This window comes from Celerinatantimonas yamalensis (genome assembly GCF_046054155.1).
Classification (GTDB): Bacteria; Pseudomonadota; Gammaproteobacteria; order Enterobacterales; family Celerinatantimonadaceae; genus Celerinatantimonas; species Celerinatantimonas yamalensis.
On sequence record NZ_JBEQCT010000011.1, the window covers coordinates 14,148 to 33,291 of the forward strand.

Consider the following 19,144-nt stretch of genomic DNA (forward strand, 5'->3'; position numbering starts at 1 on the left):
TCAGCATCAAAGATGTATCTGCGTTATGACCTGTCATATGAATCACTTAAATCATTTCACAAACACTGACCAGTCGACTGCACATAAAGTTAGGTGATCACATGCTTACGTCGCCCTCAGCTATAGCAGCCAGCAACCCAGCTCATGGCAAGTTTGTAGCTGGGCTAGCCGTCATTTCTATTAACCTGTTATGCTATTCCTTTCCTTTAAACACAACCGCAAAGCTATCTTTTTTCTCGCCTAACGTATAATACGGGGTATCACTAATGACGTGAAAATAACCGTCCTTTAAAACTGCTGATTTAGATTTAAATACAATATTTAGATCTTTAGTGAGAAAATCATGTTTAAATAGATTTGCACCACTTGTTAGTAATTCAGAGTTACTCTCCAAATACATATCTGTGAAATATGACTTCAATAAATAAAATATGATTGGATAAGCATCTTTCGTTGCTAAATTCACATTAACTGCGGGAAAGGTTCCAGCGACCATCAACTCTTTTGATTTAAAATTAGTCTGATTAATCCTCTCACCTATTGTGTGAATAGCTAATAAATAGTTGTCATAACGCGCTTGCTGAGCATTTGGGTAAACCGCCGCATAAATATAAAAGATAACCAGCATCGGTATCATCAACCAATGACTTTTGTTTTTTATGATCACTTTATTTAAAAGATAAAATAGATAAACCAAAACGCCAGAAAACCCTATCATAACTCGGTATTTAACAACAGGTTCTTTTAAAAAACAAAAGATAAGAAAGGATAAAAAAATAATAACTAAAGGCGATGATAATAATATATAAGAGTAAAATCGACTTAATTTTAAACTATTTTTTCTTACCTGTGTAAAGTCTAAATAAAAAACACTCATAAAAAAGATCAACGCATAACCATAGGCCACATATTTGAAGTGCCCTTCAAATAGTAGATGAATCATACCAAAAAATAATTTGATGTGTACAATAAATTGATGAATAAAACTTCCATTAATTTTTAATAATTCACTATGCTGAACACTATAAGCCCCACCCACAAGATGCTGGAAAGAGAGACTATAGATGATATAACTCAAAACAAGGGCAAGAGCTTTTAATAAAATATCAATATTAATGTTTTTAGTTTTAAGGAAAACAGCCCTATCAATATAGAAAATAACCGACAAAGTTAAAAACAGATTGATTGCGGGTTGATACGTTGACCACACTAAAAATAATATAAAACAGGTTAAACCGAGACCCAACCAACTTTTCACCTCTTCAGTAACAAATGTGGCCCAAATCGCCAGGGCAGTAGCGAGAAACATCGTCAATGCATCATAATGGTATGAAGCATTAGCGAGTAAAAATGGGTTAGCAAGGATTAAGAGCGTGGCAATCACACCACTCATGACATGGCCTTGAAAAAGAAATTTCCGTATCTTATCACTCGCCCATATAACGGATAACACACCTAAAATAAGACCTAATGGATAGATATCTACAACGCGATCGGCAGAGATTAGTTTAAAAATAAAATTAGTGACTGGTCTTGCATTTAAGTCCCATCCAAACACACCGATAACACTTCGATAGATATCATCTAAATAATAAAAATTATTCGTTAAGAATCCAAAAAAGTATATAAATAAAAATAAACTAGACAGAATTAAATAATTTTTTTTATCAACTGACATTGAATAGCCCTAACTATTTTTTAAAATACCGTGGTCGATTGAGAGATTGATTATAAATTTTCCATAAGTACTCACCCAATATACCAATACTAAGCAATTGCACACCGCTAAACATGACTATTATATCAGAGATTAAGTAGGTAGAGCTCATCATTAAATGTGCTGTAAACAACCATTTGATGAAAACAACCAACAGTAGAAAAAATGAAGGAAAAAATAAAGAAACCCCTAAATATAACCATATTCTTAACGGAAATATAGATGATGACAGTAAAGATCCGACAGCAAAGCCTAATAATTTAAAAGGGCTAAAATTAGAGACCCCCTTCACACGTGGCTCTCTGGTATATTCGACAATGGCACAGGTTCCACCGACAATATTGTACACGCCTTTCATGAACAGTTCGTAATCACCCAGTTGAATGATACGGTCCACTACGCCTTTAGAAAGAAGCCGAAAATCACCCACATTTTCTTCTATCTTATTGTTAGATAACTGATTATATACTTTATAAAACAGCTTGGAGGATAATCGTTTCGCTAGGCTATCTGAACTGCGATCAACCCGTTTGGCTAAGACCGAATCCGCTTTGGAACTTTCCCATTTTTTGACTAAAAGTGGAATCGTTTCAATTGGGTCTTGCAAATCGACATCAATTGGGATGACCGCATCAATCGTCTCATCGATATGTTCAAGACCTGCAAACAATGCAGCTTCTTTACCAAAATTACGAGTAAAATGAATCACTTTTACTTGCACATCTTGCTGACACAATTCATTTAAAATAGCTTCTGTATTATCAACACTGCCATCATTCACAAATAATATTTCAAAGTCAAATGCTTGTTTAACCAGATTTTCTTTTGCATCATGATAAAATATAGGAATCGTTTTTTCTTCATTATAAACAGGAACGATTAACGACAGCTTCATACTTTTTCTCTAAAAACGAAGTAATTTGAATAAATATATCCGATCATAAAACTTACCAATGAGAAAAAAACGAGTGTGAATATAGGATTAATGTTTAATTCATCAGCAAATAAACCGATCAGCGCTGCAATACTCCCCATACCCAGAAGATATAAAAAATATCGCTTATATTTCATTGTCATACGGAAGGTAAATTTGGAGTTTGTCACAAAACCAAATAAATTAGCGCAGAAAAAGCCAAGAAGATTCGCCAATGATTGATCTCGCGAAACAGTCGCTAGAAATAGATAAAAAATAGTCCAATGTAAGAAAGTATTTATCAAACCAACAAATCCGTATCGTACTATCTTTCCCATGAGATAGTCATCCTTGAAATCATTTATGTTATCTTATTAAGAACGAATAAATGAATCGTCATTTAGACCAACCCCATCTATCACATCAACTCAAAGTAAGTTTTGAGGTATATTTAAAGATTATAATCCTCGAAAGCATAGCGCCGATATAAGTGTCTGTCAAAATATATAACCTTCTAATAACTATGTAAATATAGAGACTCATACTTGTTAAGTAAAAAGAATTAATCATCTGATACAATCGATTTATCAGCCTTGGCGACGAGATAATTGACTTAATAAATCAATACCATCCCAATACCAATCAAAAGCCAAGGCTTGACCGGGTGCGACAATTCTATCGAGACGTAACGCAGGATAGTCAGCTAAGCGCTCCCTTAATGCATCTCGAGATCCCCCTACCATCACACAGGTTTGAAAATTATCGGCAGTACTGAGCCAATCATGCCAAGTTGACCGTTGCTGCCAATACAGGACTCCGGCTCCGCGAGCGGGTAATGCTTGCCCGATAGCTAGCTGTCCCCACCCGACCCCATGATGCTGCTGATAGTCGCTCACCTGCCCGGTCGTCACCGCCAGTTGCAAGATGGTTAGCTGCTCACTGGCTTTAGCTAGAGAGTCATCTAAAAAACTTGCCAATTGAGCGAATAACCGCTCCCGGAATACAACATCTTGCCCCAGCCATACCAATAATCCTGGCGAAGAACAAGATTGCTGGCCAAACTGACTAATGTCCTGAGCCAGCTGTTTCAGTTGTAGCTCAATGGCGCGTCCCGGTAACTCACGCAGCGCCACTTCATCAAAGAGCGCTAAAGATTGACGATCGGCGAAAGTGAGCTCAAATGCGCTAGCGGGTAATGGCAGACCCCGAATCCCCTCAATACTGGCATCGCCGCCCCAGATAACCCGGCTTTGACAGATACCACTAAGCGCTTGGGTCAAAACATCGTCGCGAGCATAGCGAATGAAACGCAATCGCTCACTAATCGTTTGCCAGCGAGGCTCAGCTAATAAGGTATTCAGTATTTCGAATACGACTTGTTGTTCATCCAATTGCCGACTAGAAAGACGTACAATCGTCGGATTACCCTGCAATAGGGAAGCAAATGCCGAGTGAAACGCGACCATCGGTACATTACCTGGGACCAAATGAAAACTAACCCCCATGGGGGCGCGTGCGCCGCCGATGAGCCGTTCATTGACCGCTTTTTCAAGAGCGCGCTGGCGCAGAAAAAACCCCAACGCTTTGGCATTAGGTGCATCAGAAATATGACACAAGGCATCGCTAAGCGCTGCCATAAATTCTAAGATAAGTGATGCATAACACGGTAATGGCTGCTGATTAAACGACAACAAGCCTTCGTCGAATGGCGCGACCACTTCAATCTGCTGATATTGCTCAGTGGTTAATTGAATGTATCGCTGCACCCTCGCACCTCCGTATTTTGCTCGCGTCCCAACACCTGAAAATAGCGCCCTTTACGACCACACAGGCAATCATCATCACCCAACCATATGCCTAAATCTTCGGTTACAATGCTATGCCCCGGGTAACTGTGCGCCAGGGCACTGAATACTTGAATCAAGCCCATCTCTCCGATTGCCATAGGTTGCATCGTTTGTCGGTGCCGAATAATAACATCGGCATAGCGCGGCGCATGTAAGTGTCCGTGTTCACAGCTGACAAAAATACTACCGGTTTGCTCCGCCATACCATAAAAGTTATGTACCTGCGCGCTGCCGAGGTGCTCGCGGCAGCGCTGATTAAAATCAGCATGGCTCACCGCTAAATGCGTGAGCTTTTTCCAGCCACCACTATGAAAAATGAGCGCGTGAGATAGCGGCAATGAGATCCCTCGCTCGGCCAAAGGCTCTAACAAACATTGCCAAAGCATAAACGTAAAACCAAAAATCAATACAGGCTGATCGCGATAACGCTCAGCAAACGCTTCAATCGCTGGCCAATTCGGTTGCATCGAATCATCCAGTGCATAACAGTGATCTCGGCCGAGAAAGGATAACCCCAAAGCCCCTGCGCCGCGAGCCGAAAAGCCTTGGCGATTAGCAACCAAGCTCGGCTGCTCCACCAATAACATCGGTAACCGTGCTCGCCCCATCCAGCTTTGCATTATTTTAACCAGCGCTTTGCTTTGCATCGCGGCGGTATTGCGATCCAGCACGATATGTGATTTAGCGCCGCCAGTCCCTGACGAGGTTAAGGTTTTAAACACCTCATCATCTTCGATACTGGCTAGTTTAAGATGCTTAAAAAGGCGCACGGCCAATGGCAAGATTTCATCATAACGAGCAGCCGTTTCGCCCACGCCCGCGGCGCTGCACAATGTTTGATACGCATGACAGTGGCACCGATGATGCGCACTCAGCAGATTCAGTTGGTTGAGTAACCACGCTTGTTTATCGACTTGACTTAGCCCATAAACAGATTCGTCCCAAAATGCTTGCGGGTCATCATTCATCACTAAAATTCACTTGGTCAGATTGTTCAATCAACGTCTCTAACTGGCAATAGTCCAATTTACCATTGGCGCTATGAGGTTGCTCGCTTATCACTGCCAGCTTAAATAAGCTAGGATGCAGCGCCAACTCATCATGTAAATAGTCAGCCACACGCGATAATTGCTTGGCACTATTTAAAGCAATCCGCAGCGCATCATCATGGCCGCAGCAGGTACTAGGAATACCTTGGGCCGCCAACGCGCTTTCGAGCGAATCGAGCCCAGTGCGCACCCCAGCCAGTTTGATCATGCGCTTCAGTCGACCAGTGATGTAGTAAAAACCCTCGCTATCGCAATACCCCAGATCGCCTGTTTTAAGCAGCTGAGGGCGAGAGGGATGGTCTAAATCACTCAGCTCTTTGGCATAGCCAAGCATGACATTCGGACCGCGATAAACCAACTCACCGACGCTATTGGCTGGCAAACTTTGCTCACGTTCATCAACAATGCCCAGCTCACCGCCAGGAATCGCCACCCCAATACTATCTGGACGAGCCAATACTTGCGTTGCCGGCAGATAGGCAATACGCGCGGTCGCCTCGGTTTGCCCATACATGACATAAAATTCTTTGCCCTGAAGACTCGCCCAGTTGGCGAACTTCTCCGCCAAGTTAGGTGCAATCTTTCCCCCAGCCTGAGTGAGCACTTGCAAGTGAGGCCATTCGCTGCGGCGCATCCGCAACTGTTCATAGATCTGATAACTATAGGGAACACCCGCTAATTGAGTGACGCGTTGTTCGCTTAATAATTGCCAAAACGTGCGATTGAGCGGGTCGGGTTCATCCAGCACCATCGAGCCACCAGCCCACAAATGGCTATTCAGTAGTGATAATCCGTAAGAGTAAGCTAACGGCAAGGCACTCAGCACTCGCGATTGAGCATCCATGTGCAGATAATCAGTAATCGACTGCGCATTCGTCGACAGATTGGCCAAACTCAATTGGACTAATTTGACCCCACCCGTAGAGCCTGAAGTCGTCAGCAATAGCGCTAAATCAGGATCCAGTGAATGCGCCTTGCTGTAACTATGTTCCCCTTGTATTTGGCCATTTAAGTAACACCAATTAGGCTGATAACGAGAGATAATGGCACGCTGCGTGCGAGTGTCTAACTTAGGATTGAGTAAAATGAGTGGATGCTGCCCTAACAACGCAGCAAGATAGATAACAATACTATTGGGATGATGATAAGCGCGCAGTACAATGAGTTGACGTGTATTGCCCCAGCGCAGCAGTTGCTGGCGAGCTTGGACAAGTAGCGTCGCGTAGCTTATCGATCGCCCCTGATACCAAAGAGCCTCCCCTTGATGCGTCGCCATTTTCTCAATCAAATTCAAAGTTGCATTCCTCCATCGACTTTAAGTAGCTCACCCGTTATATAGCTGGCGTGATCACTGCTTAAAAAGAGAGCACACTGCGCCACTTCTTTCGCTTGACCGGCTCGCCCTAGCGCGATCTGCTGCAGGTGTGCATCGCGCTGCATGGGCGTTAAATCAGCAACCAGCTCGGTATCGATAAACCCCGGAGCCAACGCATTGACTCGAATGCCATCGCAGGCAAGCTCTTTAGCCAATGATCTAGTCATCCCGAGTAACGCGGCTTTACTGGCCGCGTAGATGCTTTGTCCAGGATATCCGCCCAAAGCCATCACTGAAGCCATATTTACAATGCTGCCCCCACCATTACGGCGCATCATGCGCGCGGCATATTGGCTACAGTAAAAAGGGCCAAAACTATTCGTCGCAAAGCTGTGCGCTAACTGCTCGGCACTCACCATTGCAAGCAGCGCATCATCACGCACACCGGCATTATTAATCAGAACATCTAATCGTTTAGTCAGGGCGAACACGCTGCGAAAGCCAGCTTTAACCGCGTCAGCATCGCCCACATCAAAGGCAACCACATGCACTTGCGCGGCAAATTGCGCCGTTAAGCGTTGCGCCAACGCCGCTAAGGCCAATTCATCGCGGCCGTTGAGATATAATATAGCCTGCTGCTCGGCAAACAGTTCGGCAATTGCGCGACCAATCCCCTTGGTCGCACCGGTAATCAACACCCGTTTTCCTAACAGCAGATCATTCATTGCGGCTGTACGCCATATTTAGCTAAAATTTCACGCGCCTTGGAAAAGGAGCTTAAATCAATAATATCGTCAGTGTCGAGCATGACATCATAACTATCTTCAAGCGCTGCAATCAGCTGCATATGGGCAACCGAATCCCACTGAGGGATCCCTTGATAATGTAAATTATCGCTAATTTGGGCCGCATCGATCGCCAGCGCGCTGGCAAATACATCGGCTAAAGGCATTAACTTAGACATGGCGAAAAAATCTCATCAAATGGTGCCGAGCAGCAAAGTAGGGCTGCGCGGTCAACGTTAAGGTCAGCCACTCGTCTATGTGAGTGACACTCTGATAGCCTAACATCCTATTCAAACGTAAGGCACTGTGATTGTCGGCTTTGACTTGGGTTTCAATCGTCGTGATGTCAAGCTGCTCGAAAGCTGCATCCAACTGACAAAGTGCTACCGCAATGGCAAGCAATCCATGACGCACACGGGTTTGGCCTAAGTACAGGCCACTATCAGCGCGCGCTTGACCATTAAGGGGTGCATCAACAAAGCCTTTAAGATTAGCATAGCCTGCGCGTATCCCTTGCACTTCAACGCACCAATGGCGCTGAGCAGGCTGAGCGTAAATATGTTGATACCAACGTCGCTGCTGCGCGGGGCTAATATGGGTTTGTGTCAGCATCGCCAAACGCACTTCATCACTATTGCGCCAACGCCGAAGCGAGGGCAAATCAGCGGGGACAATCGGTCGAAGTCGTACGCCGTAGCCACATAGTTCACTCGCGATTACACCGTTCACATCAACTCCTTTATGTTATGAATGATCACAGATCATCCTTTGAGCACTGGTGATCTGATTTATAATACCTTAATCTTGACCATCATCCTTTATGAAACAAGGAATTGGCATGGCGATTGCGATTATTCCGGCACGCGGCGGTAGTAAACGAATTCCGCGCAAGAATTTAAAATCATTTTGTGGTAAACCGATGCTCAGCTATGCCATCGAAGCGGCGAAAAGCAGCCGATGTTTCGATCATATTGTCGTCTCCACTGATGACCCAGAAATTGCCCAGCTGGCTCAAGAGTATGGCGCAACCGTCCCGTTTTTGCGTGATTCAGCGCTCGCCGATGATTACGTGGGGACCACCCCGGTTGTGATTGATACCATCGATCGTTTAGAGCAGCAATGCCAGTTGGTCGATAAGAGCTATTGCTGTATCTATGCCACCTCACCACTGCTTGATGGGGCGACCTTAAAACGGGCACTCGCGCAATTGCATCAAAGCGGCGCCGCTTATGTATTTTCCGCTGCGGAATATCCATTTCCTATCCAACGCGCGCTACGCCGCGATAGCCAAGGCTTTATTCAACCTTTCTATCCAGAGCATATCGGCAAACGTAGTCAAGATCTTGAAACGGCCTACCAAGACGCTGGGCAATTTTATTGGGGAACCCGTGAGGCGTGGTTATCTGGCCAAGGGGTTTTTGAGGGCGGCGGACAAGCGCTGATACTACCACGTTACAAAGTAGTCGATATCGACACCCCTGACGATTGGCGCATGGCTGAGATGCTCTATCAATCCTTGCATGCCGCAATCGATTAAGCATGCGCGCACTGAAAGTATTATTTCGTTTAGATGCAACCAGTGCGATCGGCACAGGTCACCTTATGCGCTGTCTCACCTTAGCACAGGCGTTCATAACGCAAGCTAAGCGCAGTTCAGTGAATATAAGCTGCGGTTTTTACACACAAGCTTTGCCGCAAGCGTTGGCCGAACAGCTCAAACTGCACGGCTTCGAACATCTGCTAGCCGATCGAATCGATGCCGACATTATGCCAATTTTAAACTGGCAAACAGATTTGCTGATTGTCGATCATTATGGACTCGATGCCAATTGGGAGCGCCAACTCTACGATCAACTGCCGATACTGGTGCTTGATGATTTAGCCGATCGCTCGCATTGCGCGAATTGGCTGCTCGATCAAGGGCCACTGCGCCAAGCAAAAGACTACCAGCCTCAGATCAATGTTCAGTGCCAGCTACTCCTCGGTTGCCAATACACATTAATTAACCCTGTTTTTCGCCAAATTCGCCATGCCTCAGCCTTCGCCTTTCGCCGTGGTTTTATCTGCTTTGGCGGTGCCGATCCGGTGCATGCGACCCTCACTACGCTGCATAGCTTAAGTCAGATTAAGCTCGCCCAGCACATCGACTGGCAAGTCGTGGCAGGTGCAGCCAACCCCGATTGGCAAACGTTACAGTCAGTTGCCCAACACAGTACCCTGCGGCTACATCTACACCGCCACGAACCGAATATTCCAGCTCAATTAGCCAATGCCGATTTTGCCATTGGCGCTGCAGGCGGCATGACATGGGAGCGCTGCTGCGTGGGGATCCCGACGCTGTGTGTACCGATTGTCGATAATCAAAGCTTTAATGCCCATGTGATCAAAGAGCAACGCCTCGGTGAACTTTTATCCTTAACCCAGCTCAACGAGCCCGCGACCCTTGAAGCGACGTTGTGCCGACTGCGCGATGATGCCAGCGGTTATCTTAAGCGCTCACAGTCGCTCATTGACGGGCTAGGTGCGAGCCGCTTGGCGCATTATCTAGTGAACCAATTGATTGATACATAGGAGCTTTTCGTTGAAGATCATGATCGCCCAAAAAGCCAGCACGTTTGCCGATAAACAGGCTAATTTACGCCAAATCGATACGCTCGCTCATGCAGGCTCGGCACTATCTGTCGATGTATTGGTGTTCCCTGAGCTATTTTTAACAGGCTACCACCTCAACCAATCGCAGCTCAGAATGCTAGCGGAGCCTCTCGATGGTCCCAGTATCAATCGCCTACAAGCTATCGCCAAAAGCGCGAAAGTTGCCATTATCTGCGGCTTTGCCGAGGTCGCCGAGGGGCAATTTTACAATAGTGCAGTGGTCATATCCGCAAGCGGCCAATGCATGCATCACTATCGTAAAGTCTTTCTCTTTGGTGATGCTGAAAAAGCGCTGTTTAGCCCCGGTGATCGCCTACCTACCTTTACCCTGAATGGCATCTGTTGTGGCTTGTCAATTTGTTATGACATTGAGTTTGCGGAAGTTACTCGACATTTTAGCCGACAAGGTGCATCACTTATTTTTAATCCAACAGCCAATATGCAGCCCTACACCAATGTGCCGCTGACATTGGTGCGTGCTCGTGCACTGGAAAATGGTATCGCTATCGTCTACGCCAATCTAGCTGGCCAAGAGGGTTCATTATGCTATACCGGACAAAGCGCAATTGTGGGTCCGGATGGACAAGATATCGTACGCGCAGGTGAAGATGCAGCGCTGCTTATCGCCGATGTAGCCAAAGCTCTGCAGCGTCAGAAGGATCACCCCCAATCGAGCCAACTGAACGATCTATCGCATCATCCTTATGATGTCTTTCATACGAAGATAAGCTAGGCTAAAGAAGTAGGCCATTCTAACCACTCGTGGATGAAAAGGGATTCGATGTTCGATAATGCCATACAGTTGTTTAATCATTCTACTTGGCTTCCCATATTGGCGATGGTGGCATTAGCGCTGACCATCGGCTTATTGGTGCGCTTTGTCTTATTACAGTTAATTCGCTACTGGCAAAAGCGTGATAAGCCGCTATTTAAGTCATTAGAATCCCACCTGCGCGGTTCACTATTTTTATTTATTCCATTGCTATTAATCAATATTGGCAGTCGTTATTTGGCCATCGATGCAGCTATACTCGAGCCGGTCTATCAGCTCATCAATGTGATGATCATTTTATCATTGGCATCTATATCCATTCGTCTAACCCGCGTGGCACAAGATATCTTGTTTTTACGCTATGACATTTCGCATGCTGATAACCTCAAGGCGCGAAAGATCCGCACCCAAATTATTTATATCAAAAAAGTTGCTATCGTGGTGATTGTTCTGTTAGCCACGGCTCTAATATTGCTCAACTTTTCCAGCGTCCGTCGCTTTGGCACGACGATTTTAACGGGCGCTGGGGTGGCAGGGGTCATCATCGGTTTTGCTTTGCAAAAGTCACTAGCCAATCTATTTGCTGGCATCCAAATTGCCTTCACCCAACCGATTAAAATTGACGATGCGGTGGTCGTTGAAAACGAATGGGGTTGGATTGAAGAGATAAATCTCACTTATGTGGTGGTGCGCATCTGGGATCTGCGCCGTTTAGTGCTACCCATCACCTACTTTACTGAAAATGCCTTTCAAAACTGGACGCGCAATAGTGCGCAGATTTTAGGCGCTGTCGTTTTGTATGTGGATTACTCCTTGCCATTGGCACCACTTCGTACTCATTTTGAGGAAGTGCTCGCTCAGACCAAGCTGTGGGATCAACAAGTCCAAGTGCTGCAAGTGACCGATACCAGTGAACGAACCATGACCGTCCGGCTATTGATGACCGCTAAAAATTCCCCAACAGCATGGGATCTGCGTTGTTATGTGCGCGAGCAGATGATCAGTTTCATTCAAGCCAACTACCCCGACAGCTTGCCGAAAGTGCGTGCCGAGCTTGGTGAGAGCTCACGCTCAAACGACGTCATTGGCGAATTAGCCTCGCCTCATTCCAATAACACTTAGCAATATACAGGCGAGCACCATACCTGCACACCCCTCATTCCCCCTTCGATAACCGTCCGTTAGACTCAGCCCAAATAGCCCGCTATCACAACGGGTAGACCCTATTCGGCCTTAATGGTAATACCATTAGAGTTGATCTGAACCAGATATTTTGCATAAAAACTTAAAATATCGCTATTTAGGTTGAAATTACGCCAAATAACTAGCATATTGGTCGTACCATTAAGAATGTATCGATGTGAGTTCAACAGATGAATCTCTACCCAGATCTATTTAAACCCGTTGCATCGGGCCGTGCCAGTGAAGAGATCGCACTCCAGATTGAGGCGGCGGTTTTATCAGGGCACCTGCAAGCGGGCGAGTGCTTGCCCAGCGAACGGGAATTGCAACAACTGTTTAAAACGGGTCGCGGTGTCGTTCGCGAGGCGCTCCAGACCCTACGCCAAAAAGGGATGATAGAGGTTCGTAAAGGCGCGCATGGCGGTACTTATATTAAGCAGATTGAAGTGGCACAAGTCAGCGAATCGTTGACGTTGTTTTTGCGGCAAAACCATATCGCTCCGCTGCACATCATCCGTTATCGAGAAAGTATGGACCATATGATGGCAACACTTGCTCTCACTCAAGCGGATGAGACAGCCCGCCATAGTCTGCAACCGATGGCCGAACAATTGCTCAAGCTGGCTGAAGATGAAGCGACATCACAGCAGCAACTCGGTGAGATGGACCGTCACCTCAATATCGCCTTTGCCAAACTCACCGATAATCCGGTATTTGTCTGGATGACCCAAGCCATGCAAATGGGCTTTAGCTCACAAGACTACAAACTCTATGAAGACCCACAGCTGCGTCTGGCAACCGCACAAAATTGGTTACATACCGCCGAAGCGATAGCGCAGTGCGATCTCATGCAGACCCATGCGTATATCAGTCGGCACTACTTACTGCTGCGAGAGTGCGCTGATACGCATGCTTTAACCCAAACGCAGTCCTCGTTTATTCACCCCAAATGATCGTTACAAGGAGTTTTATCGACATTTGATCCAAGGAGTTTTTATGACCCGCGAACACTATGACTTTATTATTATTGGCGGCGGCTCAGCAGGCTGCGTTTTAGCCAACCGACTGAGTGCCAATCCGAAACACAACGTATTGGTCCTGGAAGCTGGCCACCCCGATTATAAGTTTGATTTTCGAATCCAGATGCCTGCCGCGCTGACCTATCCGTTACAGAGCAAAATGTACAACTGGTGGTATGAATCCGAGCCTGAACCGTATATGCACAATCGTCGCATCTACCAACCTCGGGGCAAAGTCTTAGGTGGCTCAAGCTGTATCAATGGCATGATCTACATTCGCGGAAACGCCATGGACTATGAAAAATGGGCCGCTAATGAAGGTCTTGGTGACTGGGATTATGCGCACTGTCTGCCCTATTTTCAGCGCTTGGAAAACAGTCTTAGTGGCGCTGATGACGGCTATAAAGGTGCCAACGGCCCGTTGCTGTTGACCGAACCAGAATGCAGTGAAAGCCCGCTCTTTGAAGCTTTTTTTGACGCGGTCCAACAAGCAGGTTATCCCCTTACCGATAACGTCAATGGCTACCGCCAAGAAGGATTTGGCAAGTTTGAGCGCACCACAACATCTAACGGTCGCCGATTAAGTGCCGCTCGGGCGTATATTCATCCGATCAAACAGCGCAAGAATCTCACTACCATTTGCCGGGCGCAGGCAAGTCGTATCTTATTTGAAGGCACTCGAGCTATTGGCGTGGAATATCGCAAGCATGGTCAACGCCATCAGGTACATGGCGGTGAGATCATCTGCTGTGGCGGCGCAATTAACTCACCACAACTGTTACAACTGTCTGGCATTGGTCCAGCAGCAGAGCTCAGTGCACTGGGTATCAACCCGATTGTGAATCTACCTGGCGTCGGTGAAAACTTGCAAGATCACCTCGAGCTCTATGTCCAATACAGCTGTAAAAAACCGGTCAGCATGTATCCGGCACTCAAGTGGTACAACCAGCCCGGCATCGGCTGGCAATGGCTCACTCAAGGCACTGGCGCGGCGGCCACTAACCATTTTGAGGCAGGCGGATTTATTCGCAGCAATGAACAAGTCGCTTACCCTAATCTGCAATATCACTTTTTGCCGATCGCCATTCGTTATGATGGCACCTCGCCGCAACAAGGGCATGGCTATCAGTGCCATGTTGGCCCCATGAACACCGATGTGCGCGGCAGTGTCAAACTCAAAAGTAGCGATCCGTTTGCTCATCCAGCGATTCAATTTAACTATCTGTCGACCGATCAAGAGCGCCGTGAATGGGTCGAAGCCATTCGCTGCACAAGACGGATCATGGAACAGTCGGCCTTTGACGTTTATCGCGGTGATGAGCTCTCGCCCGGTGCTGATTGTCAGACGGACGAACAGATCCTCGACTTTGTCGCTCGTGAAGGCGAAAGTGCCTATCACCCCAGCTGCACTTGCAAAATGGGCGAAGATGAACAAGCAGTGGTTGACAGTCAGCTGCGCGTGCACCACTGTCAAAACCTGCGAGTCATCGATGCCTCGGTGCTCCCAGCTATCACCAACGGCAATATCTACGGGCCGACGATGATGATCGCCGAAAAAGCAGCCGATCTGATTTTAGGCAACGCCCCACTTGAGCCGTCAAGCCAACCGTTTTACCAGCATCAACATCAATCGGCCCAAGCCATCAGTCAATAACACTGCTCAGCGGGTCAACTCAGCTCTTGAGTTGCCCCGTTTTAAAGTTAGCTCTCTACACATTTTATTGTATTTACCACTCTATTCATCAACAAAGTTCTCAGAAACATTCTATATTCTCGCTCAAACACTTACTCTTCTAATTAACTGAAATTAAAGTAATACATTGAATTATAAATATATTTTTAATTGTTAAATTACATTCACATTTTTATAAAGAGAAGTTGATAATCATAAACGAAAAAATCGTAAAAAATTAATGAAAGTGATGATCTTTTGACATCTAAGAAAAATTCTGACAATCTATTTTTTATTGAACGGTTAATTAAATAAAAATATGCCTAAAGTTGGAATGCCCGAGATCCGCCGCCCACAACTGATTAACGCAACGATGGAAGTCATCGATGATGTCGGGTTGTCTGGGGCCAGCGTCGCGCTTATTAGCCGCAAAGCAGGGGTTTCAGCGGGGATTATTAACCATTATTTTGGCGGCAAACACGGCCTGTTAGAAGCCACCATGCGCTCGGTGCTACAACAACTTGGTGATGGGGTGCGCACGCGGCTGCGACAGACGCCTAAAGACCAGGTATTAGCACGGATCCAAGCCATTGTTGAAGGAAACTTCGACCCGCGCCAGTTAGAAAATAAAGTGGTTAAAACGTGGCTGGCTTTCTGGGCACACTCAATGCACGACAGTGACTTGTATCGATTGCAACGGGTGAATGAAAAACGCCTATTGTCACATCTTCGCATTGAGCTGAAAAAAGTGCTCAGCAAAGAGCGTGCTCACTTTGTCGCTCAGGGAATCGCCGCATTAATTGACGGCTTGTGGCTACGTGGTGCACTCACCCCTGAAGGGGTGCAAAGTCAGCGTGCGCTGGCTCTCATTGAGGACTATGTAGTGCGCGAGTTATCACAGCGCTCAGCCATTTAATTTTATCGCCAATGCTTATTTAAGGAGCAACGGATGGATCAACAGTTATTGTATATTCACGGTCACGCTCAACCGGCCACTTCGGGTGAAACATTTACCACTATCAATCCTGCAACAGGCAAGGCCATCGCTGAAGTGGCGCAGGCTAGTCAAGCTGATGTGGATAAAGCAGTTGCATCCGCCCAACAGGGATTTGCTGTTTGGTCAAAAATGAGCGCGGTCGAACGCTCACGTATTTTACTCAAAGCGGTCGCTATCTTGCGTGAACGCAACGATGAGCTCGCCCAATTAGAAGTGCTCGATACCGGTAAACCGATTCAAGAAGCCAATTGCGTGGATATCGCAACCGGTGCCGATGTGATCGAATACTACGCAGGCCTAATCCCAACAATGCAAGGCACCCAGCAACCTCTATCGAATAGCAGCTTTTTTTATACTCGCCGTGAACCACTTGGCGTATGTGCGGGTATCGGCGCGTGGAACTATCCGATTCAAATCGCTATGTGGAAATCAGCCCCAGCGCTGGCCGCAGGCAACTCGATGTTGTTCAAACCCTCTGAAGAAACACCGTTGACGGCCTTGAAATTAGCAGAAATATTTACCGAAGCAGGCGTCCCAGATGGTGTTTTTAACGTGGTACAGGGCGACTATCGCGTTGGACAAATGCTCTCACGCCACCCCGATATCGCCAAGATTTCATTCACCGGTGAAGTCGGAACCGGTAAAAAAGTAATGACGGATGCGGCAGCGACCCTCAAAGCGGTCACCATGGAGCTTGGCGGTAAATCACCACTGATTGTATTTGATGATGCCGATCTAAACACCGCTGTATCAGGCGCAATGGTCGCCAACTTTTACACGCAAGGGGAAGTATGCACCAACGGCACTCGTGTATTTGTGCAGCGTGGTATCTATGATCGCTTTGTCGAACAGCTCGCCAAACGCACCGCGCAGCTAAAAGTCGGCGATCCGATGCACCCTGATACGCAAATTGGGGCGTTAATTAGCGAAAAACACATGCACAAAGTGCTCGAATATATCGAGCTTGCCAAACAAGCTGGAGCAAGCTTACTGATTGGCGGTGAGCGCGTCTGCGAAGGTGAATTAGCCAACGGCTATTTTGTTACCCCAACCGTCTTTACCGACTGTACCGACGAAATGCCTAATGTGCGCGATGAAATTTTTGGCCCAGTCATGTCGGTATTGCCTTTTGATGATGAAACCGAAGTCATTGAGCGGGCCAATAACACCCAATTTGGTCTAGCAGCTGGCCTATTTAGCAGTAATTTAAGCCGCGCGCACCGTGTGATAGCCAAGCTTGAAGCAGGGATCTGCTGGGTCAACACGTGGGGAGACTCGCCGGCAGCTATGCCAGTTGGCGGCTATAAGCACTCCGGTGTAGGCCGTGAAAATGGCATTGAAACGCTGCACCATTACACTCAAACCAAAAGCGTGTATATCGAGCTGGGCCAGTTTGAAAGCCCTTACGCTTAATACTCTTTAGATATGTAACCAGAATAGAGGCCCTTATGGACACACATCAATTCGATTACATTATTGTCGGTGCAGGATCTGCTGGCTGTGTATTAGCCGATCGCTTAACACAAAGCGGTGAGTATCAAGTCTTACTACTTGAAGCAGGCAGTAGTGACCAAAGTTTATTTATCAAAATGCCAACCGCCTTATCCTATCCGATGAATAGCGATAAATACGCGTGGCAGTTTGAATCCGAACAAGAAGAAGGTATTGGAAATCGCCGGCTGCATTGTCCACGAGGCAAAGTTTTAGGCGGCAGTTCATCGATTAATGGGATGGTTTATGTTCGAGGCCATGCTGAAGATTTTAATCAGTGGGTCGAACATGGCGCCAGTGGCTGGGACTACCAGTCCTGTGTACCGTATTTTAAACGCGCAGAAAATTGGATTGGTGGCGCAGACGACTATCGCGGTGCAAAGGGGCCAATGGGTACTTGTGCTGGCAATAATATGCAGCTCAATCCACTCTATCAGGCTTTTATTAATGCCGGTCAAGAGGCGGGCTACCCCTACACCAAAGATTACAACGGCTATCAGCAAGAGGGCTTTGGCTCCATGCAAATGACTGTTGATGGCGGAGTGCGTGCATCGACATCACGCGCTTATCTGCAACGGGCAAAACACCGCGCCAATTTAACCCTCAAAAAAGGGGTATTGGTGCGTAAAGTGCTGTTAGAGGGCACCACAGCGTACGGCATTGAGTTTGAACAAAATGGTCAAATCAAACAAGCCCGCGCGACCCAAGAAGTGATTTTAAGCAGTGGTTCAATCGGCTCACCGCAGCTATTACAGCTCTCGGGCATTGGCCCCGCAAAGGTGCTCGAACAAGCGGGTGTGAGCACGGTGGTGGACTTGCCCGGCGTAGGTGAAAACCTCCAAGATCATCTCGAGATCTATTTTCAATATCGCTGTAAACAACCGATCACCCTCAACAGTAAATTAGATTTTATCAACATGGGAATCATTGGCGCGCGTTGGCTATTACTACGCGATGGGCTGGGCGCGACCAACCATTTTGAGTCATGTGCTTTCATTCGCTCTGATAAGGGTGTTAAATGGCCAGATATTCAGTATCATTTTTTGCCAGCTGCGATGCGTTATGATGGCAAAGCTGCCGTCAAAGGCCATGGCTTCCAAGTTCATGTTGGGCCTAATAAACCCACCAGCCGCGGTTATGTACGGATCACATGCGACGATCCCAAAGCACCACCAATGATTAAATTTAACTACTTAAGCACTCATAAAGATGTTGAAGACTGGCGTAAAGTCATCCGTCTAACTCGAGATATTTTAGCCCAGCAAGCCATGAGCCCTTATCGCGGAGAAGAGCTCGCTCCAGGCATTGATATTCAAAGCGATGAGCAGATTGATGCATGGGTGCGCCAGTCGGTCGAGAGTGCTTACCACCCATCTTGTAGTTGTAAAATGGGCGCAGATAACGACCCACAAGCAGTACTCGATAATCAATGCCGTGTACGCGGTATTCAAAATTTGCGGGTAGTGGATTCATCCATCTTCCCCACGATCACCAACGGCAACCTCAATGGTCCAACCATCATGGTTGCTGAACGTGCTGCCGATATAATCCTCGGCAAACCACTTCTTCCATCAGCTGACGTTCCGGTCTGGATCGATCCCAGCTGGCAGACTCGCCAACGCCTTCACCAGGGCAACGAGTCCGCTCACCCCTGACGAGTTACTTGTTAACTCTGTTCACTGAGACAGTTCAACCCACTTTGGGTTGAGTGCTATCACTTCAACAAAGAGGAA

General features: G+C 46.7%; 18 protein-coding genes. 9 read left to right on the forward strand and 9 right to left on the reverse strand.

Annotated elements, in window-relative coordinates:
• Positions 1 to 193: 193 nt before the first annotated feature.
• From ABUE30_RS17155 to ABUE30_RS17195, 9 genes are all read right to left on the reverse strand, one after another.
• Positions 194 to 1,678 (reverse strand): glucosyltransferase domain-containing protein, encoded by a 1,485-nt coding sequence (locus ABUE30_RS17155; protein WP_408625063.1) that lies wholly within the window; start codon positions 1,676 to 1,678, stop codon positions 194 to 196.
• A gap of 13 nt (positions 1,679 to 1,691) precedes the next feature.
• Positions 1,692 to 2,612 carry a glycosyltransferase family 2 protein gene (locus ABUE30_RS17160; protein WP_408625064.1) on the reverse strand — a complete coding sequence of 307 codons (921 nt, stop codon included), beginning with the start codon at positions 2,610 to 2,612 and terminating at the stop codon, positions 1,692 to 1,694.
• On the reverse strand, positions 2,609 to 2,968 hold the full coding sequence (locus ABUE30_RS17165; RefSeq protein WP_408625065.1) for a GtrA family protein: 360 nt from the start codon (positions 2,966 to 2,968) through the stop codon (positions 2,609 to 2,611). The genes ABUE30_RS17160 and ABUE30_RS17165 overlap by 4 nt, the downstream gene beginning before the upstream one ends.
• Positions 2,969 to 3,217: 249 nt before the next feature.
• Positions 3,218 to 4,396, reverse strand: a complete 1,179-nt coding sequence (locus ABUE30_RS17170; RefSeq protein ID WP_408625066.1) for an acyl-CoA reductase — start codon at positions 4,394 to 4,396, stop codon at positions 3,218 to 3,220.
• Positions 4,375 to 5,445 (reverse strand): LuxE/PaaK family acyltransferase, encoded by a 1,071-nt coding sequence (locus tag ABUE30_RS17175; protein WP_408625067.1) that lies wholly within the window; start codon positions 5,443 to 5,445, stop codon positions 4,375 to 4,377. The genes ABUE30_RS17170 and ABUE30_RS17175 overlap by 22 nt, the downstream gene beginning before the upstream one ends.
• Positions 5,438 to 6,820, reverse strand: a complete 1,383-nt coding sequence (locus tag ABUE30_RS17180) for an AMP-binding protein (protein ID WP_408625068.1) — start codon at positions 6,818 to 6,820, stop codon at positions 5,438 to 5,440. The genes ABUE30_RS17175 and ABUE30_RS17180 overlap by 8 nt, the downstream gene beginning before the upstream one ends.
• On the reverse strand, positions 6,817 to 7,566 hold the full coding sequence (locus ABUE30_RS17185; protein ID WP_408625069.1) for an SDR family NAD(P)-dependent oxidoreductase: 750 nt from the start codon (positions 7,564 to 7,566) through the stop codon (positions 6,817 to 6,819). Before ABUE30_RS17185 ends, ABUE30_RS17180 begins: the two co-directional genes overlap by 4 nt.
• A complete protein-coding gene (locus ABUE30_RS17190; protein ID WP_408625070.1) occupies positions 7,563 to 7,805 on the reverse strand; it encodes an acyl carrier protein in 243 nt (80 codons plus the stop codon). The genes ABUE30_RS17185 and ABUE30_RS17190 overlap by 4 nt, the downstream gene beginning before the upstream one ends.
• Positions 7,798 to 8,355: a GNAT family N-acetyltransferase gene (locus ABUE30_RS17195; RefSeq protein ID WP_408625071.1), complete on the reverse strand. Its 558-nt coding sequence runs from the start codon at positions 8,353 to 8,355 to the stop codon at positions 7,798 to 7,800. The genes ABUE30_RS17190 and ABUE30_RS17195 overlap by 8 nt, the downstream gene beginning before the upstream one ends.
• A 109-nt stretch (positions 8,356 to 8,464) precedes the next feature.
• On the opposite strand from ABUE30_RS17195, the gene pseF reads away from it, so the two are divergent.
• The 9 genes from pseF (at position 8,465) to betA (ABUE30_RS17240) (ending at position 19,066) form a co-directional block, all read left to right on the forward strand.
• Entirely contained in the window at positions 8,465 to 9,163 is a 699-nt protein-coding gene (gene pseF, locus ABUE30_RS17200; RefSeq protein WP_408625072.1) for a pseudaminic acid cytidylyltransferase, read from the forward strand.
• Positions 9,164 to 9,165: 2 nt separating this feature from the next.
• Entirely contained in the window at positions 9,166 to 10,197 is a 1,032-nt protein-coding gene (gene pseG / locus ABUE30_RS17205; RefSeq protein WP_408625073.1) for a UDP-2,4-diacetamido-2,4,6-trideoxy-beta-L-altropyranose hydrolase, read from the forward strand.
• Positions 10,198 to 10,216: 19 nt separating this feature from the next.
• The gene (locus ABUE30_RS17210; protein WP_408625124.1) at positions 10,217 to 11,011 is read left to right on the forward strand and encodes a carbon-nitrogen hydrolase family protein; all 795 of its coding nucleotides are present in this window, start codon (positions 10,217 to 10,219) and stop codon (positions 11,009 to 11,011) included.
• A gap of 105 nt (positions 11,012 to 11,116) precedes the next feature.
• Complete coding sequence (locus ABUE30_RS17215) at positions 11,117 to 12,172, forward strand: mechanosensitive ion channel family protein (protein WP_408625125.1); 1,056 nt, start codon at positions 11,117 to 11,119, stop codon at positions 12,170 to 12,172.
• Between the two features lie 251 nt (positions 12,173 to 12,423).
• Positions 12,424 to 13,185, forward strand: coding sequence for a FadR/GntR family transcriptional regulator (locus ABUE30_RS17220; protein WP_408625074.1), 762 nt, complete (start codon positions 12,424 to 12,426; stop codon positions 13,183 to 13,185).
• 43 nt (positions 13,186 to 13,228) lie between these two features.
• Positions 13,229 to 14,905, forward strand: coding sequence for a choline dehydrogenase (gene betA / locus ABUE30_RS17225; protein ID WP_408625075.1), 1,677 nt, complete (start codon positions 13,229 to 13,231; stop codon positions 14,903 to 14,905).
• 337 nt (positions 14,906 to 15,242) lie between these two features.
• The gene (gene betI / locus ABUE30_RS17230; protein ID WP_408625076.1) at positions 15,243 to 15,839 is read left to right on the forward strand and encodes a transcriptional regulator BetI; all 597 of its coding nucleotides are present in this window, start codon (positions 15,243 to 15,245) and stop codon (positions 15,837 to 15,839) included.
• A gap of 33 nt (positions 15,840 to 15,872) precedes the next feature.
• Complete coding sequence (gene betB, locus ABUE30_RS17235) at positions 15,873 to 17,333, forward strand: betaine-aldehyde dehydrogenase (RefSeq protein WP_408625077.1); 1,461 nt, start codon at positions 15,873 to 15,875, stop codon at positions 17,331 to 17,333.
• Positions 17,334 to 17,368: 35 nt separating this feature from the next.
• Positions 17,369 to 19,066 (forward strand): choline dehydrogenase, encoded by a 1,698-nt coding sequence (gene betA, locus ABUE30_RS17240; RefSeq protein ID WP_408625078.1) that lies wholly within the window; start codon positions 17,369 to 17,371, stop codon positions 19,064 to 19,066.
• Positions 19,067 to 19,144 lie beyond the last annotated feature (78 nt).

Coding starts and splice junctions, on each gene's coding strand:
- ABUE30_RS17215 (WP_408625125.1), top strand. CDS start 11,117: ATGGTGGCATTAGCGCTGACCATCGGCTTATTGGTGCGCTTTGTCTTA.
- pseG (WP_408625073.1), top strand. CDS start 9,166: ATGCGCGCACTGAAAGTATTATTTCGTTTAGATGCAACCAGTGCGATC.
- ABUE30_RS17185 (WP_408625069.1), bottom strand. CDS start 7,566: ATGAATGATCTGCTGTTAGGAAAACGGGTGTTGATTACCGGTGCGACC.
- betB (WP_408625077.1), top strand. CDS start 15,873: ATGGATCAACAGTTATTGTATATTCACGGTCACGCTCAACCGGCCACT.
- ABUE30_RS17155 (WP_408625063.1), bottom strand. CDS start 1,678: ATGTCAGTTGATAAAAAAAATTATTTAATTCTGTCTAGTTTATTTTTA.
- ABUE30_RS17220 (WP_408625074.1), top strand. CDS start 12,424: ATGAATCTCTACCCAGATCTATTTAAACCCGTTGCATCGGGCCGTGCC.
- betI (WP_408625076.1), top strand. CDS start 15,243: ATGCCTAAAGTTGGAATGCCCGAGATCCGCCGCCCACAACTGATTAAC.
- ABUE30_RS17160 (WP_408625064.1), bottom strand. CDS start 2,612: ATGAAGCTGTCGTTAATCGTTCCTGTTTATAATGAAGAAAAAACGATT.
- betA (WP_408625075.1), top strand. CDS start 13,229: ATGACCCGCGAACACTATGACTTTATTATTATTGGCGGCGGCTCAGCA.
- betA (WP_408625078.1), top strand. CDS start 17,369: ATGGACACACATCAATTCGATTACATTATTGTCGGTGCAGGATCTGCT.
- ABUE30_RS17165 (WP_408625065.1), bottom strand. CDS start 2,968: ATGGGAAAGATAGTACGATACGGATTTGTTGGTTTGATAAATACTTTC.
- ABUE30_RS17210 (WP_408625124.1), top strand. CDS start 10,217: ATGATCGCCCAAAAAGCCAGCACGTTTGCCGATAAACAGGCTAATTTA.
- pseF (WP_408625072.1), top strand. CDS start 8,465: ATGGCGATTGCGATTATTCCGGCACGCGGCGGTAGTAAACGAATTCCG.
- ABUE30_RS17190 (WP_408625070.1), bottom strand. CDS start 7,805: ATGTCTAAGTTAATGCCTTTAGCCGATGTATTTGCCAGCGCGCTGGCG.
- ABUE30_RS17175 (WP_408625067.1), bottom strand. CDS start 5,445: ATGAATGATGACCCGCAAGCATTTTGGGACGAATCTGTTTATGGGCTA.